This is a genomic window from Collinsella sp. AF37-9, from assembly GCF_003475115.1.
GTDB lineage: Bacteria > Actinomycetota > Coriobacteriia > Coriobacteriales > Coriobacteriaceae > Collinsella.
This window is the reverse complement of sequence record NZ_QROQ01000037.1, coordinates 244-15,626: the sequence shown is the minus strand read 5'-3', so window position 1 is coordinate 15,626 and position 15,383 is coordinate 244. Positions and strand designations below refer to the sequence as shown.

Genomic DNA, 15,383 nt, shown 5'->3' with positions numbered 1-15,383 from the left:
CCGGGCCGCGCGGCAAGGAGATATATTGCCAGACCGGAGGGGCGCCGTGGGCGGGAATCTGGGTGCACACATTTCCTACACAAATGAGGATGGGGCCCTCTCTGTGAGAGCCTAGAAAGAACAGGGCCGCGGCTCCCCTATTAGAGCGGCCCTTCGGTTTTCCAACGGTTAAGCTTCGGCCGCATTAATGGCTGTATACCCATTAGAAATGGGACATAGCAGCGTTAATGAGTTCAAAAACGATTAGTCCAATAAGAGCCGCTGCGGCAAACTTGATGGCATTCGCAAGCTGTGGATGCTCATAAGCCCAGCCCGTCCTCGTCTCTTCGCTGTCCGCCTTCTTTCCGTCCAAGAAGTCGGATATCTCTTGATACGTCACCAAATCATTCTTCTTCTTGATATGTTCCGCTGCAAGCGCGCAGCACATTGCGCCAGCACCAAAGACGCCTGCCAACACCATCGTCGGAACGCACTGGACCATCCCCCACCCGTGGTTTTGTTGCCACATGAGCCAGGCCATAGAGACGGTAAACGCAAGAAGCCCAGCCAACATCCCCGCACCCAAGCGATAGAGCGTGCCCCTATCGCGTTCAACCCTTTCTCTAATTATTGAAATGTCGCCTTTAACAAGCTCGTCAATCGTTACATCCAGTTGTTCAGACAGCAGTAGGAGACTCTGGATGTCGGGGTACGTTTTACCGCGCTCCCAATTACTGATGGTCTGACGTGTTACAAAAATGCGCCTTGCAAGATCCTCCTGGGACAAACCAGCATCGAGTCGATACTGTTTAAGGCGTTTTGGCAGCTGCATGGCGTTCCCTTCGAATGCATTTCAACTCTTATTGGGCGGCTACACAACAGAAGCCGGCAAGCAAAGCGTAATCCCAAAATCAAACCCATACGGATGGCTGAGCGCAGATTAGAGTGTCAAAAATCTTTGACCATACGCTACCTGCTCTTTCTTGCAACTCGGACGCTATCGAATTGATCGGTTTGGCTACGTCCCAAATCGATCACATCCCTAATCAATCAAAAAGGGGCGCTTCCGGATTGGAAGCGCCCCTTTAAGATGCAAGAAGCAATTAAGCCTCGAGAGCCTTCTTGGCGATGGTAGCCAGCTCGTTGAAGGACTCGATGTCCTCGTAAGCCATCTGAGCCAGGACCTTGCGGTCGAGCTCGATGCCGGCAACCTTCAAGCCGTGCATGAACTGAGAGTAAGAGATGTCGTTCAGGCGAGCAGCAGCGTTGATACGAGTGATCCAGAGAGAACGGATCTCGCGCTTCTTGTTGCGGCGATCACGATACTGATACTGCAGGGAGTGCTGGACCTGCTCTTTAGCATGCTTGTAAGTACGCGAAGCGGCACCGTAGTAACCCTTCGCACGGTGCATAACGGTACGGCGCTTCTTCTTGGCGGCAACAGCGCGCTTAATACGTGCCATGTTCTATCAACTCCTAGACGGTAAAACGAAAAACGGGAACGCGAACTTAGGCGAGACGCGACTTGATGACCTTGCGGTCGGCAGCGGCGATCTCGGTCTCCTGACGGAAGCCACGCTTACGCTTGGTGGACTTCTTGCTCAGGATGTGGCTCTTGAAAGCCTTGGCGCGCATAAGCTTGCCGGTACCAGTCTTGCGGAAACGCTTCTTGGTGCCGCTGTGGGACTTCATCTTAGGCATGAAATACTCCTTAATCGGTTACAGAACACTAGTTACTTGGTATCGCTTGCCGCTTTATCCTCATCGAAGGCGCCCTTAATCGGGGCGAGCAGCATAAGCATGTTACGGCCTTCCATCTTAGGCTTGGACTCGACCGTAGCGTAAGGCTTGAGATCCTCGGCGAGACGCTCGAGAACGTTAAGGCCCTGCTCCGGGTGAGCCATCTCACGGCCGCGGAACATGATGGTGATCTTAACGCGTGCGCCCTTCTTGAGGAAACGCAGAACGTGGCCCTTCTTGGTCTCGTAGTCGCCAACGTCAATCTTGGGTCGGAACTTCATTTCCTTGACCTCGACCTTGGACTGGTTCTTACGAGCAGCCTTGGCCTTCATGGCCTGCTGGTACTTGAACTTACCGTAGTCCATGACCTTGCAGACCGGCGGCTCCGCGTTGGGAGCGATCTCGACCAGGTCGAGACCCTGATCGTCGGCGACGCGCTGGGCATCGCGGATGGCGAACAGGCCGAGCTGAGAGCCATCGACGCCAATCAAACGGCACGAAGATGCAGTGATCTCGTCGTTGATGCGGGTGTCATCAGACTTAGCTATTTTCCCTACCTCCATTCATAAAAAAATAACCCGGCGCTTCTCAGCAACCAGGTCGTACACATAGACATCCTCGATTTGAGGAAGTGAATCTAAGTTGTATGACCAGTCAGCTGCTCATTGGCGCCAAAAGGTGGGAACCCTCGGGTTCCTCTTTAGGGCATTGCGGTAACAACGCCTTGTGGATAATAACACGCGCAGCGCGTTATCACATTACGTACACGAAAAAGGGGGCCGCAACCCCCTTGAACGCTCACTTGCATGTATGGTGCCCGAGGCGAGACTCGAAGGGCCTTCGCTTCGCGAAGCCCCGGGCTTCGGGCGCACGGCGCCCTCGCCCCGCTCCGCTACAAACAGGCCACAGGCCTGTTTGCCTAACGCTCCGCGCGCTCACGCGAGTTCGGCACGAAAAAGGGGGCCTTGACCCCCTCGAACGCTCACTTGCATGTATGGTGCCCGAGGCGAGACTCGAACTCGCACGTTGTTGCCAACGGTGGATTTTGAGTCCACTGCGTCTGCCAATTCCGCCACTCGGGCACGTAATGCGTGAGTTAGTTTATCACAGCTTTCTACCGATTAGTCCGAAAATGGAACTTCGAGCATTTCGATGAGTTCGACCGTGCGGAGCATCTCACGCTGACGGCATCCGCGACCGCCGACCGAAGCCTCACCCATCTGGTTATCGTAAGGGTCCTCGCGCATGCCGTCGAAAGAGGGCTCAAACTCTGCCTGGAATCGATTGTTGGCCACCATACGCCACGGGTCGAGATTGCCAAAGTAGTGACGGCGGCGCCACTCCTCCCCCATCCTGCGTGCCGAGGAACCAAACGATACGTCGGCGTTAAGCCAACCGGTCTGTGGAGTATAGAACTCAGCCCAATCGTGCGGCCCCACCGAATCGGGCGCAACATACAGGCCGCTCTGCCAACGGGCAGGAACGCCCGCGATGCGGCACATGGTGATAAACGTGAGCGCCATAATGCCGCAATCGCCGCGGAGCGAGTGCGCACAGTCATCGGCAATAGATCCCAAAAGCAGGTACGGTGGCTGATAGCGATAGTCGACATGCTGTGTCAGGTAATCATAGATAGCACGAGCACGATCGAGCGGATCATCGAGCCCGTCAATAACACGCTCCGTCGACTGTCGCAGGTACGGCGTAAACACAATGTGCGGACGGTCCTCGGAAGTGTCCTCAGGCAGCGGCGTGTCCATGCACGCATGCGATGGGAGCGCGCCACCATAGATATCGCAATAGGCGGAATCGATGTGATAGCGATAGGTCACCGAGAATGAGCGCTCACTCGAAGAAGACCACGAGGCGGTACGCGCCGAAGCATTCGCGGGGGCAACAGCACCCTCCGGCGTCATATCGAGAACCTCGATATGAGACTGTTGACGACAGGCGGCGGCAACGGGTAGCCACGCGCGAACAGTCTCTCCATCTAGAGCACCGGGGACAGACACGGACGCTTTAAGCGTAATGACGCGAGCCAATCCGTTTTGTGACTCCATCTCCTTGAGCATCTCGTTGCGCAGTGCTATTCCGCCCGTAGAATCGGGCCGCATGCCGGGAACCTCTTTGGGATATACGCGAAGCGAATCGAGGAAGTTGTCGAGAACGAACAGTTCGCCATCGATAAAGCGCCAGTCAATACGCTTACGATTAATCAGGTCATCAAACTGCTCTTCGGTAAACTCTGGCCACTCCTCGCGAATCATCGCAATAGCCTGATCGCGCGACACCGAAAAATGAAGCGGCGTCTCGAGCATGCGATACCGCTCGGCACGAACACAAGCAGCCAGCGAAGGCTCGGGGTTCTGCTCCAGAAGGCGATCGCAGGCAGCAACAGCCTGCATCAAATACCCGGCATCCTTAAGACGAAGAATCTCAGGCGGTAGCCCAATATCGAGATGGCGAAAATCATCACTGCAAACATCAACAGAGCAGCCAACAGGACCCTCGTCAATAACCTTCCCATCCGAAGGCAGTACATTAATAACAGCCATACCAAAACTCCAAGTCACTAGAACGCTTGAAGCCCATTGTAGCGAGATAAAAAGAAAGCCCCAACAAGGGAGCCATCAACACCGCTGAACGGTAACCATATAACTAAAATCAGACCAGTAACCCTGTAGCAAGTTAACAAAGGAGGCCCCGTTTCCCCGGAGCTGTTTCCGTCGCGCGACTTCTGGCAAAGCCAGTAGCCATCTTAATTCAGCCCAGTAACCCTGTAGCGAGTTAACGAAGGAGGCCCCGTTTCCCCGGAGCTGATTCCGTCGCGCGACTTCTGGCGAAGCCAGGTGAGCGCGAGGGAAACAGCGTAGGGGAAACGGGGCCTCCGGCGGGAAGTTAAACCGCTACTTACGCCTTGTTGACGGAGCCAAACTCCTCCATGAGCTCCTTGGTGCGGGCGACGATGTTGTCGCGACCAGGCTTGAGGAGCTTGCGGGGATCAAAGCCCTTGCCCTGCTGATCCTTGCCAGCCTCGATGTACTCGCGGACGCCCTTGGCGAAGACGAGCTGCAGGTCGGTGTTGACGTTGATCTTGGAGATGCCCAGGGAAATGGCCTTCGTGATCTGATCCTCGGGGATGCCGGTGCCACCGTGCAGGACGAGGGGCAGGTCGCCGGTCTGGGCCTTGATCTCGCCCAGGCGCTCGAAGGAAAGGCCAGCCCAGTCGGCGGGATACACGCCGTGGATGTTGCCGATGCCGCAGGCGAGGAAGTCGACGCCCAGGTCAGCGATCTGCTTGCACTCAGCAGGATCAGCGAGCTCGCCGCTGGAGGTCACGCCGTCCTCGGTGCCGCCGATGCCGCCGACCTCGGCCTCGATGGACATGCCCTTGGAGTGGGCAAGCTCAACGAGCTCCTTGGTGCGGTCGAGGTTAAGCTGGAAGGTCTCCTCGTGAGAGCCGTCATACATGATGGACGTGAAGCCGGCCTCGATGCACTTGAAGCAGTCCTCGTAAGAACCGTGATCGAGGTGAAGGGCGACGGGAACGGTAACGCCCGTGGCCTCGACGGCAGCCTTGACCATGTCGGCGCAGACCTTGAAACCGCCCATCCACTTAGCGGCACCAGCGGTGCACTGAAGGATCAGCGGAGACTTGGCCTCCTCGGCGGCCTGGAGAATAGCCAGGGTCCACTCGAGGTTGTTAGTGTTGAAGGCACCGAGACCGTACTTGCCGGCCTCGGCCTTCTTGAGCATGTCTGCTGCGTTGACGAGCATAAAAGAAACCTCCTGTAAGGTTGCTCCGATAACGCCTGAGATTTTACCACGGCGCACCCGGGCATAAACGTTCGTTTGTTCACGAATATCGTCCAAACAGACTTTTTTTGACCGTTTGCCCTACGGAATCGACCCGTTGGGGAAAAATAGCTTGACGTTTGGACGCTTCTCGTGCTTTAAAAGCCGACTATCAAGCTATACCTGCATGAACGGGTTCTGCATGAGTTCGCGCGCCATGGTGGTCGAATCGCCATGGCCGGTTAGGCAAACGGTATCGGGCGGGAGAAGCCGGGCGAGCTTGGAGAGCGAGCGCAGAATCGCCGCCTCGTCGCCACCGGCAAGATCGGTGCGGCCGTGGCTGCCCGGGAATAGCGTGTCGCCCACAAAGGCAATGTTCCCCTGCTCGGTGGCGGCGAACAAGACGATCCCGCCCGGCGTATGCCCTGGTGTCTCGATCACCTGCAGGCAGATATCGCCCACCTCGATAGCATCGCCCTCGGCGAGCAGGCGCGTCGGCTCCCCGGGGTCGGGCGTCTCAATGCCCCACATAGCTCGCTGTTCCTCGATGTTCGCATGCGGCACCGCCACATCCTTAGCGCACAGCTCATACCGGCAGCCCTCGCCAACGGTGGTTCGCACGCCGGCAACACCACCAACATGATCGGCATGGCCATGAGTGCATACGGCGCCAAGCACGCGTACGCCGGGATGCTCGGCTCGAATATGCTCCACCAGGCGCTCGCCTTCCCACGCAGGGTCGATAATCACGCACTCATTGTCCGAAATAACAGCATAGCTATTGGTCTGAATGGGACCGTTTACGAGCGTCTCAATCTCGACCGATCCCTTGGGAGTTAAATCCAAGGACACAGCACTCATGTCCCCCTCCTCTCTATAGAACTCGAGGCATCAAACGATACCTCGAGTGTAGCGAATATCGATAATGTGGCACGTTCGTCGCGACTAAACGCGGCGCTTAAGCTGGGCTCCACCCTCGCCGGGCATCAGGCGGCGCGCGTCGTAGACCGAGTCAACGCTGCTGATGGAGGCCAGCAGCGGATCCAGACCACTCGCGTCCGAAATCTCGACCATAAAGCGCAGGGTTGCAATACCCTCGCGGTTGGTCGACGTGGCGGCAGAAAGGATATTGCCGCCCGCATCGCCAATGGCGATGGTGACGTCCTTGAGCAAGCCCATACGATCCAGGCACTCGACCACGATCTCGACCTGGAAGAGGGTGTCGGCAGCGCCGTCCCACTCCACTTCGATCATGCGCTCGGGATGCTCCATAAGACCCTTGACGTTGGGGCAGTTGGCGCGATGAACCGAAACGCCGCGACCGCGCGTGATGAAACCGACGATGTCGTCGCCCGTCACCGGATTGCAGCAATGCGCCAGACGGACCAGCAGGCCGCTGTTGCTCTCGCCTTTGACGATGATACCGTTGCTGGCGCTCTTGCCGCGCTTTTGCGGCTTGCGGTTTGATCCGCGCGCAGGCTGCTTCACGACCTCGGCAATGGCCTCGGCCTTGGTGAGCTGCTCCTCAGGCTTGGGGTCCAAAATCTGCTCGACTTTGTTGCCCACGGCACGCGGGGCGACTTTACCCGCACCAACGGCGGCAAACAGGTCCTCGAGCTGCTTGTAGTTAAACTGCTCCGCCACGGCGTTGAGCGCACGCGTCGAGCGCGGCGTAGAGATGCCATACCCGCGCTTGCGCAGGTCCTTGGCCAGTATATCGCGGCCGGCAGCAGCGTCATCGTCTTTGGTCGCGGCGGCGAAGTAACGGCGAATCTTTGACTTGGCCGAAGGTGTCTTGACGATCTTGAGCCAATCGCGCGACGGCTTAGAGCTCTTGTTGGTCAAAATCTCGACACGGTCACCCGTCTTGATCTCGTGCGTAAGCGGCGCCACCGCACCGTTGATCTTGGCACCGACGCAGTGGTTGCCGACCTCGGTATGGACGGCGTAGGCAAAGTCGAGCGGTGTAGAGCCGGCACGAAGCGCCATGACCTCGCCCTTGGGCGTAAAGACAAAAATCTCCTGGTCAAACAAGTCGACCTTCAGCGAGTGCAGGTATTCCTTGGCATCGGTGATTTCGTCAGACGCCGCCCAATCGAGCGAATGCTTGAGCCAGTTAATCTGGTCGTCCAGACGCTGGGCATCATTGGTCTTAGACGCAGACGATCCGCCCGACTTCTTATAGAGCCAGTGGGCGGCAATACCGTACTCGGCCTGCTCGTGCATCTCGTAGGTACGAATCTGAATCTCGAGCGGACGAGCCGTGGGGCCGATAACCGTCGTATGGAGCGACTGGTAGTTATTGACCTTGGGCATGGCAATATAGTCTTTAAAGCGCCCGGGCATGGGGTGCCACAGCGTATGCACCGCGCCGAGCGTGGAGTAGCAATCGCGCACCGAATGCGTGATGACGCGCAGTGCCACCAGGTCGTAGATCTCGGAGAATTCCTTGCCCTTGCGCTTCATCTTTTGGTAGATGGACCAATAGTGCTTGGAACGGCCGTTGATCTGGAAGTCCTCCAGGCCAATGCGGTTGAGCTCGTCGGTGAGCGTCTTGATGGTCTCGGCCAGATAGCGCTCACGGACCTCGCGCGACTCCGCCACCATGCGTGCGATGCGCTGGTAGGCGTCGGGTTCAAGGTAGAAGAAGGACAGGTCCTCGAGTTCCCATTTAATGGAGCTCATGCCCAGACGGTCGGCCAGGGGCGCGTACACGTCCATAGTCTCGCGTGCCTTAAACAGGCGACGGTCCTCGCGCAGGGCGGCGAGCGTGCGCATATTATGCAGGCGGTCGGCGAGTTTGACGATGATAACGCGGATGTCCTTGGACATGGCGAGGAACATCTTGCGCAGCGTGAGCGCCTGTTTCTCGTCCATGCTGTCGACTTCGATGTTGGTGAGCTTGGTCACGCCATCGACGAGCTCGGCCACCGTATCGCCAAACAGGCCGGAAACATCAGCAAGCGAGGTCTCGGTATCCTCGACGGTATCGTGCAGCAGCGCGGCGCACACCACATCGCAGTCCATCTTGAGATCGGCCAAAATGATGGCCACCTCGACGGGATGGTTGATGTACATCTCACCCGAGCGGCGCTTTTGGTTGCAGTGCTTCTCGGCAGCAAAGCAATAGGCCTGCTCCACCTTAGAAAAGTCGTCCTCATTCATATATTTGAGGCACAGGCGCTCCAGCTTGTCGTAGCTGTCCGCCATAATCTCGGGCGGCAGCTCATCGGCATGCTTATAGTGCTCCATCTCCGAGAACGGCTGGAGGGTGGAATCATGGGCGGTACGGGCTGCGGCATCCATCGAGGTCCCCTTCCCCTAGGCCCGCGGTACGATCGGGCGGTTAACTTTGGCTAGCATATCAGAAGCGCACGAATCGAGCGCCCAACTCCGGAAAGCCGAGAACTCCATGCGCGAACGCAACCCCTCCAAATAGCGAATTGACCTGCTCAATTGCACACGGCCGGGGTTTTCGGCCATCGCGATGCGACGGGTGTCGTCAAACCCCGAAACGCGACAGAAACCAAGCTCTTCGAAGATTCCCAGGCCACTCTCCACCGAGCGCTCGTCGACCGGCGTGCGAGCATCGATGGCAAGGCACATCTGCGCGATGTCGATATCGCTCGCGCTAAAGGAATCGTCCCCGGTCTTGCCGCGGTTGGAGCGCCACATGGTTTGCAGCGCGCGATAGAGCGTGACGAGCTCGTCGCGCTCGGGCGCATAGCAGTCGAGTAGGCGCTCGTTAATGCGGGCATCGCGCGACGAATAGAGCAGATGGATCACGGCGGGCTGGCCATCGCGACCGGCGCGGCCGCTCATCTGGTTAAACTCAATGCCGCCAAACGGCATGTGGTAGAGCACGACATGGCGGATATCGGGCAGGTTCACGCCCTCACCAAAGGCAGATGTCGAAACGATGCAACTGAGGCTGCCATCTCGAAACGCCTCTTCGACGCGGCGGCGATCGGAGCGCGCAAGCCCGGCGTTATAGAACGCGATATGGGTCGCACAGTCTGGTACGCGCTTGCGCAACGTCTTGGCAAGCGCCACGGACTGGTCGCGCGAGTTGACGTAAATGACGGTCTTCTCCCCCGTCGCCACAATCGACACCAGGCGATTTTCGCGGCTCGCAAGATCGCGGTCGTCCTCGAGCTGCAAGTTCTCGCGCACGGTCTCGTCGACCACCGTACGGGTAATCGGCAACACGCGGGCAAGCTCCGCCACGACCGGAGCCGTCGCGGTGGCCGTCGCCGCCATAACGACCGGATCGCCCAGGGCCTTGAGGATATCGGGCATGTCGAGGTATGCGCTACGGTCGCCGCCCTTGGCAAGACCGGCATGATGCGCCTCGTCGATAACGACAAACCCGATACGACCCGAGCGAGCAAAGCGGTCGCGGTGAATAGACAGGAACTCAGGCGTCGTGAGCACGATGCCGGTGCGGCCCGAAGCCAAGCCGGCAAACACGTCATCGCGCGCCGCCTCCACGGTCTCGCCGGTCAGCACGCCTACGCCAATGCCGAGCGCAGCCATCGTCGACGAGAGGTGATAGGCCTGGTCGGCAACGAGCGCACGCAGCGGATAGACAAAGATACTCGCACGCCCGCGAAGGACCGCCTCGCGCGCGGCGTGCACATGGAAGATAAGAGACTTTCCGCGCCCCGTTCCCATAACGGCCAGAACACTTTGGTGATCGGCCAGGGCATCGAGCGCTTCGACCTGCGCGCGGTGCGGCTGGTTCGAGCCGATAAAGCTATGGATAAGCGAGCGCGTGAGCTCGGTATAAGAAAGCTGGGCGAGCGTCTCGCGTTTACGCGACTCCAGGCGCAGGCCAGAATCCGCCGGCTGCACGCCGCGGCGAAGCTCGCATGCCGGATCGTCGATATTGGACGCCGCGGTATCGCGCACCAAGACATCTTTGATCATGAGCTTGGGCTTCACGCGTCCCTGCCAATGCTCGGCCACGGCCTCGAATACCAAGTCGACGGCGCTGTCGCAATTGATGAGCCTATCGATCTGCGGCACGCGGAACATGATGGCCGACACACTCGCGGCGCCATCAGTCGCCACAAAGCGCATGTGCTCGCCGGTTTTGCCCACCACGGCGCGATCGCACATCGTCACGCCCTCGGCCGCCAACAGCGGCACCTTATTGCCCTGGCCAAACGGCTCAAGACGAGAAATCTGCTCGATAGTCTCGATATTTAGCTCGGAGAGGTCAACGGTGGCGGCAACCTCGTCAGTGTCCTCAAAGTCATCGGCGGGAAGCTCCGATAGCACGGCCGAAAGGCGACGACGGAACTCGTCGAGCTTGGACGCCTCGATGGTCACGCCCACCGCACCCGCATGCCCGCCGCGGCGAATCAGCAGATCCGAGCAGCGCTCTACGGCATCGAACAGGTTGACCTTGCCCACCGAGCGGCCCGATCCGCGTGCAACGCCGTCCTCGATCGAAAAGAGCAGCGCCGGCACGTGATAACGGTTGGTCAGACGGCTCGCTACGATACCCTTGACGCCCTCGTGCCAGCCCTCGCCACCCACGACGATTGCGCGACCGCCATCATAAGTCTCCTCGACCTTTGCCATGGCGTCGCGTGTGAGCTCCGCTTCGATCTCGCGGCGCTGACGGTTGATCTCCTCGAGCTCGGCCGCCAGCGCGCTTGCCTCGATAGGATCGCGGGCAAGCAGCAGGTCGAGCGCCAGCTTGGGATCGGCCATGCGACCGGCGGCGTTCAAGCGGGGAATGAGCGAAAACGACAGGCCATCGGCCGTAATGCTAGAGAGGTCGGCCTTGGCGAGCGCTGCCAGCGCGATGTAGCCGGGACGAGCCGTCACGCGCATCTGCTGGATGCCCTCGGCGACCAACGCGCGGTTCTCGGGCGTGAGCGGCATCATGTCGGACACGGTGCCCAGCGCCGCGACCTCTATCAGCGAACGCCAATACGACGGCTTGCCCAAACGCTCGCCCAGAACCTGCACCAGCTTGAGTGCCACGCCGGCACCGGCAAGCTCACGCGAGGGACCCTCGTCCTCGAGCTTGGGGTCGGTCAAGGGCACGCCCTGCGGCACCTGGTCGGAGGGCTCGTGATGGTCCGTGACCACCAAATCGATCCCCAGGCTCTCCAGATAGGAAACCTCTTCCTTGGCGGCAATACCGTTATCGACGGTCACAATCAGGTTGGGTTGGGCGAGCTCGTTGACGCGGTCGAGCGCCGCACGCGACAGGCCGTAGCCCTCGTCAAAGCGATGCGGGATAAACGGCGTGACGTTGGCGCCAAACGAACGTAGCGCCTCGGTCAACAGACAAGTCGACGTAATGCCGTCGACGTCAAAATCGCCAAAGACGGCGATGCGCTCGTGGCTGTGAATAGCACGCTCAACGCGGTCGGCGACGACCGCCATGCCCGGAATAACGAGCGGGTCCGCCCAGTCGCGATCGAGCGAAGGCGTCAAAAACAGTTGGCCTTCTTCGATGGATGTAATGCCGTGCGCGACCATAATGCGCGCCACCAGCCCGGGTATGCCCAAGCCAGCCGAAAGCTCCTTTTCGAGCTCGGGGTTTTGCCGAGCGACCGCCCAGCGATGCGTCGTCTTAAGCGATGACATAGGCGCCCACCCCCGATAGGGGCAGGTCGCCGCGATACCTCTCACGGTTCATAGCGATGAGTCCTCTGTGTATGCCCGCTTCGGCAGGCAGATCTGTTGAACGGATTTATTATACCGTGCAGAGCAGACGCAAATCGCCGCAGCACGCCGCGGTTTCGGTAAACGATGCCGGTAATACCCTCGAAATAATCGAGCGTTTCTGACGCACGGACGCATGCAAGCGTCTAGCATATCCATTCAAAACGAATTCACGAGCAAAGGGAGTCACAAGAGCATATGAAGAAATGGGTTGGACTGGGCAAGTTTCTCGCGGGGCACATGCAGGTCATCGTTCCGATTTGCGTGACGCTCGGCGTGCTCTTTCCCCAGCAGATCGGCGTGCTCAAGCCCATCGTTCCCGCCTTGTTTGCCTTTATGACGTTTCAGGGTGCGCTCAGCAACACCTTTCACCAGGTGGCCGAGGTGTTCCGCCGTCCCCTACATTTGATTTTGGCGTTATTTGTCTCGGCCGTGCTCATCCCCATCGCGGCGTATGCCATGGGCTCACTGTTCTTTGGTTCCAACCCAAACCTTGTCTGCGGCATCGTGCTCGAGTACAGCGTACCCGTGGCAGTCACCGCCTTTATGTGGATCAGCATGTTCGGCGGCAACGGCCCGCTCGCGCTCACCATCATCCTGACGTCCTCGGTCATCTCGCCCGTCACGATTCCGCTCACGCTTAAGCTCCTGCTGGGTGCCACCGTTGCAATCGATGTTACGGGCATGATGCAGAACATGGCCTTTATGATCGCCATCCCCGCCGTGCTCGGCATCGTGATCAACGAGTTCACGCGCGGATGGGGACACGAGAAACTCTCCCCCGCGCTTTCGCCCGCCTGCAAGTTTATGATGATGGGTGTCATCGCCTCCAACTCCACCGCCATGAGCGAGTACGTGCTACACATGAATGCGGTGCGCCTGGAAGTCGCCCTCTTTATTTTGACCTTCGCCATCAGCGGCTTTGTCGTCGGCATTCTGGTCGCCCGCGCGTTGCACCTGCCGTATAGCGAGACGACCACCATGTGCTTTACCTGCGGCATGCGCAATATCTCTTCGGGCGCCGTCATCGCCACGCAGTATTTTCCCGGCGAGGTCGTGTTTCCCGTCATGTGCGGAACGCTGTTTCAGCAGGTGCTCGCCTCGGTTATCGGACATCTCTTTGAGCGACTGACCGGCGAGGAGCGCGCCAAACAGCGCAAGCGGGTCAAGGCCGGGCGCGACGCGATGGCACGCTAGGCAGCACACTTTTCGCAGGCGCTCGCCTTGCTATACGAGCGTTTCCAGATGCGCGCGTAGGCGCTCAGCATCGATATAGAGCGTGGTCTCGGCATTAACCTGGGCCAGACGATAGCCCACGAAGTAGGGCGATACCACCCAACGTGGCAACGCCTTGGCAATGGTCCGGCCGTCCATGTGGTAGAAGAACAAGTTGTACGACTCCGCGCGACCGCCGTGGTGTTCGTGCAGGATATAGCGCAGGGCCACCTGAATCGCATCGGCAAACAGGTCCGCTTCGGCTTGGTCGCGGGCGTCGTCGCTGGCGGCGATTCCCTGTGGAGCCGAGACGTTGACCTCAAAGAATCCCATGATCGGCTCGGTTGAGATGTTGACCGAGATTCTCCCCTGCCGCCAGACATTGATGCCTTCGAAATTGGCGGAAGTCAGCGAAGCATAGCCGTCTTCCTGCTCAAAACCCACAATCTGCATGTGAGGATGGACGAGGCTGCCGCCCGAAAGCGGGCCTTTGTTCTTGTACATGAGCACGCTGAGGTACTGTTGGGAATCGATCATCTGCTGCCAACAGCCCAGGGCAAACCGCATCACATGATGCAGCTCATCCGGTTCATAGGTCGCCAGGTCGGCGTCGTGATTGGCCGACTCGATCAATACGGTCTGACGGGTGGCCCGCAAGGTCTTGAACTTATTCTCGAGCCAGATGCAGTCACCATCGCGCTCGATGATGTTGGCGAGCCCCTCCGTGTCGCAAAAGGGGCACGCGGTGCCAGGGCGACGATTATCGTCGGGCTTACCGTTCGCCTGCTGAACGTCAAATACCAGCGCCACGGGTTATACCTCCAACGGCACGATCTTGGTGCCATGGAGCTCGGAGACGCCTAGCGCCGCTGCGACCGCGTCGCGATTTGCCGTAGTGATGCCGCCGCCGGGAAGGATGGTCAAACGATCGCCCGCATACTCGATTAAACGAGCCAGGTGATCGAAATTATCCTCGATCGACGTACCGGCCGCGCCGCCATGCGTGAGGATGCGCGTAACGCCGCAGTCGGCAAGTGTATCAATCGCATCGAGCTGAGCCTCGGGCGAAAGCTGGTCAAATGCCATGTGGAAGGTGATGTCAAGGGACTCGCGCTTGCACTCCTCGGTCGCGCAACCCGTAGCCATAACGAGGGCGCCAAGGGTGAGCTCGTCGAGCGCCCAGCCGCCGGCACAGGGCTTGCAGCAGCCAAAGACCAAGCCGTCAACGCCGGCGCTTACGGCAAGGCCCAGGTCCATCTCCATCATGCGCAGCTCGTCTTGGTTGTAATGAAAGTCACCGCCACGCGGGCGAATCATGCACATCACTCGCGCGTCATGCTCGTGAGCATAGCTGACTGTAGCGCTGATAACACCGGCCGAGGGTGTAGTGCCACCGACGGCAAGGTTGTCGCACAGTTCAATACGCCTTGCACCGGCATCGATAGCCGCCGGCACCCGCTCAAAGTTCTCGGCACAAAACTCGTACAGCATAGATAGACCCCCAAAGACAGCAGATGTTTTCCGACGGGCATTGTCACACATCCCCATGAAGTTGCGGTGGAATAGGGACTGTTTTGGCCTCTGGAGCCCGTATTCAGTCCCTATTTCACCGCAACTTAAAGGGGTGCTGACCGAAATGGTCAGCACCCCTTTTTGCTGTATAGAAGTAGTCGTTGGGTGTTCCTATAGTTTTGTCAACCGTCGGGGCTACTCCCGGTAGGGCACCCGGTCGCGCATCACGGCGTATATCGCCCTGAGCCGCTTCCTCGCGACGGCCTTGAGCGCCCGCCCGTGCCCCATGCCCCGCGCCCTGCAGGCCCGGTAGTACTCGCCGTAGCGCCCCGAGGACCTCACCAGGCTGTTGCACGAGAAGATCAGCAGGGACTTGAGCCTCGCGTCGCCGCGCCTGGACGCCCTGACCGACCTCACCGACGTTCCGGAGCTCCTCACCCTCGGGGCTATGCCGC

13 protein-coding genes and 1 tRNA gene are annotated in these 15,383 nt (G+C 59.1%); 1 reads left to right on the top strand and 13 read right to left on the bottom strand.

Annotated elements, in window-relative coordinates; translation table 11 throughout:
- Positions 1 to 202: 202 nt before the first annotated feature.
- The 10 genes from DW024_RS09230 to recJ form a co-directional block, all read right to left on the bottom strand.
- Complete coding sequence (locus DW024_RS09230) at positions 203 to 811, bottom strand: helix-turn-helix transcriptional regulator (protein ID WP_117855272.1); 609 nt, start codon at positions 809 to 811, stop codon at positions 203 to 205.
- 271 nt (positions 812 to 1,082) lie between these two features.
- Entirely contained in the window at positions 1,083 to 1,442 is a 360-nt protein-coding gene (gene rplT / locus DW024_RS09225) for a 50S ribosomal protein L20 (RefSeq protein WP_006234421.1), read from the bottom strand.
- 46 nt (positions 1,443 to 1,488) lie between these two features.
- A complete protein-coding gene (gene rpmI / locus DW024_RS09220; protein WP_006234422.1) occupies positions 1,489 to 1,680 on the bottom strand; it encodes a 50S ribosomal protein L35 in 192 nt (63 codons plus the stop codon).
- A gap of 32 nt (positions 1,681 to 1,712) precedes the next feature.
- Positions 1,713 to 2,282, bottom strand: coding sequence for a translation initiation factor IF-3 (gene infC, locus DW024_RS09215; RefSeq protein WP_006234423.1), 570 nt, complete (start codon positions 2,280 to 2,282; stop codon positions 1,713 to 1,715).
- Positions 2,283 to 2,714: 432 nt separating this feature from the next.
- Positions 2,715 to 2,801, bottom strand: a tRNA-Leu gene (locus tag DW024_RS09210).
- 39 nt (positions 2,802 to 2,840) lie between these two features.
- On the bottom strand, positions 2,841 to 4,274 hold the full coding sequence (locus DW024_RS09205; RefSeq protein ID WP_118377544.1) for a transglutaminase-like domain-containing protein: 1,434 nt from the start codon (positions 4,272 to 4,274) through the stop codon (positions 2,841 to 2,843).
- Positions 4,275 to 4,629: 355 nt separating this feature from the next.
- Positions 4,630 to 5,496: a class II fructose-1,6-bisphosphate aldolase gene (gene fba, locus DW024_RS09200; protein ID WP_118377543.1), complete on the bottom strand. Its 867-nt coding sequence runs from the start codon at positions 5,494 to 5,496 to the stop codon at positions 4,630 to 4,632.
- Between the two features lie 195 nt (positions 5,497 to 5,691).
- Positions 5,692 to 6,375, bottom strand: coding sequence for an MBL fold metallo-hydrolase (locus tag DW024_RS09195; protein ID WP_118377542.1), 684 nt, complete (start codon positions 6,373 to 6,375; stop codon positions 5,692 to 5,694).
- An 84-nt stretch (positions 6,376 to 6,459) separates the two neighbouring features.
- The gene (locus tag DW024_RS09190; RefSeq protein WP_118377541.1) at positions 6,460 to 8,820 is read right to left on the bottom strand and encodes a bifunctional (p)ppGpp synthetase/guanosine-3',5'-bis(diphosphate) 3'-pyrophosphohydrolase; all 2,361 of its coding nucleotides are present in this window, start codon (positions 8,818 to 8,820) and stop codon (positions 6,460 to 6,462) included.
- Positions 8,821 to 8,835: 15 nt separating this feature from the next.
- Positions 8,836 to 12,123, bottom strand: coding sequence for a single-stranded-DNA-specific exonuclease RecJ (recJ, locus tag DW024_RS09185; protein WP_118377540.1), 3,288 nt, complete (start codon positions 12,121 to 12,123; stop codon positions 8,836 to 8,838).
- A gap of 276 nt (positions 12,124 to 12,399) precedes the next feature.
- On the opposite strand from recJ, the gene DW024_RS09180 reads away from it, so the two are divergent.
- A complete protein-coding gene (locus DW024_RS09180; protein ID WP_118377539.1) occupies positions 12,400 to 13,398 on the top strand; it encodes a bile acid:sodium symporter family protein in 999 nt (332 codons plus the stop codon).
- A 30-nt stretch (positions 13,399 to 13,428) separates the two neighbouring features.
- On the opposite strand, the gene DW024_RS09175 is transcribed toward DW024_RS09180, so the two are convergent.
- From DW024_RS09175 to DW024_RS10210, 3 genes are all read right to left on the bottom strand, one after another.
- Positions 13,429 to 14,226: a DUF4931 domain-containing protein gene (locus DW024_RS09175; RefSeq protein WP_118065507.1), complete on the bottom strand. Its 798-nt coding sequence runs from the start codon at positions 14,224 to 14,226 to the stop codon at positions 13,429 to 13,431.
- A 3-nt stretch (positions 14,227 to 14,229) separates the two neighbouring features.
- Entirely contained in the window at positions 14,230 to 14,907 is a 678-nt protein-coding gene (locus DW024_RS09170) for a copper homeostasis protein CutC (protein ID WP_118065509.1), read from the bottom strand.
- A gap of 216 nt (positions 14,908 to 15,123) precedes the next feature.
- A partial coding sequence (locus DW024_RS10210; RefSeq protein ID WP_199576960.1) for a transposase occupies positions 15,124 to 15,383 on the bottom strand: 260 nt, incomplete at its 5' end.

Coding starts and splice junctions, on each gene's coding strand:
- fba (WP_118377543.1), bottom strand. CDS start 5,496: ATGCTCGTCAACGCAGCAGACATGCTCAAGAAGGCCGAGGCCGGCAAG.
- DW024_RS09205 (WP_118377544.1), bottom strand. CDS start 4,274: ATGGCTGTTATTAATGTACTGCCTTCGGATGGGAAGGTTATTGACGAG.
- DW024_RS09230 (WP_117855272.1), bottom strand. CDS start 811: ATGCAGCTGCCAAAACGCCTTAAACAGTATCGACTCGATGCTGGTTTG.
- rplT (WP_006234421.1), bottom strand. CDS start 1,442: ATGGCACGTATTAAGCGCGCTGTTGCCGCCAAGAAGAAGCGCCGTACC.
- DW024_RS09195 (WP_118377542.1), bottom strand. CDS start 6,375: ATGAGTGCTGTGTCCTTGGATTTAACTCCCAAGGGATCGGTCGAGATT.
- DW024_RS09190 (WP_118377541.1), bottom strand. CDS start 8,820: ATGGATGCCGCAGCCCGTACCGCCCATGATTCCACCCTCCAGCCGTTC.
- recJ (WP_118377540.1), bottom strand. CDS start 12,123: ATGTCATCGCTTAAGACGACGCATCGCTGGGCGGTCGCTCGGCAAAAC.
- rpmI (WP_006234422.1), bottom strand. CDS start 1,680: ATGCCTAAGATGAAGTCCCACAGCGGCACCAAGAAGCGTTTCCGCAAG.
- DW024_RS09180 (WP_118377539.1), top strand. CDS start 12,400: ATGAAGAAATGGGTTGGACTGGGCAAGTTTCTCGCGGGGCACATGCAG.
- DW024_RS09170 (WP_118065509.1), bottom strand. CDS start 14,907: ATGCTGTACGAGTTTTGTGCCGAGAACTTTGAGCGGGTGCCGGCGGCT.
- infC (WP_006234423.1), bottom strand. CDS start 2,282: ATGGAGGTAGGGAAAATAGCTAAGTCTGATGACACCCGCATCAACGAC.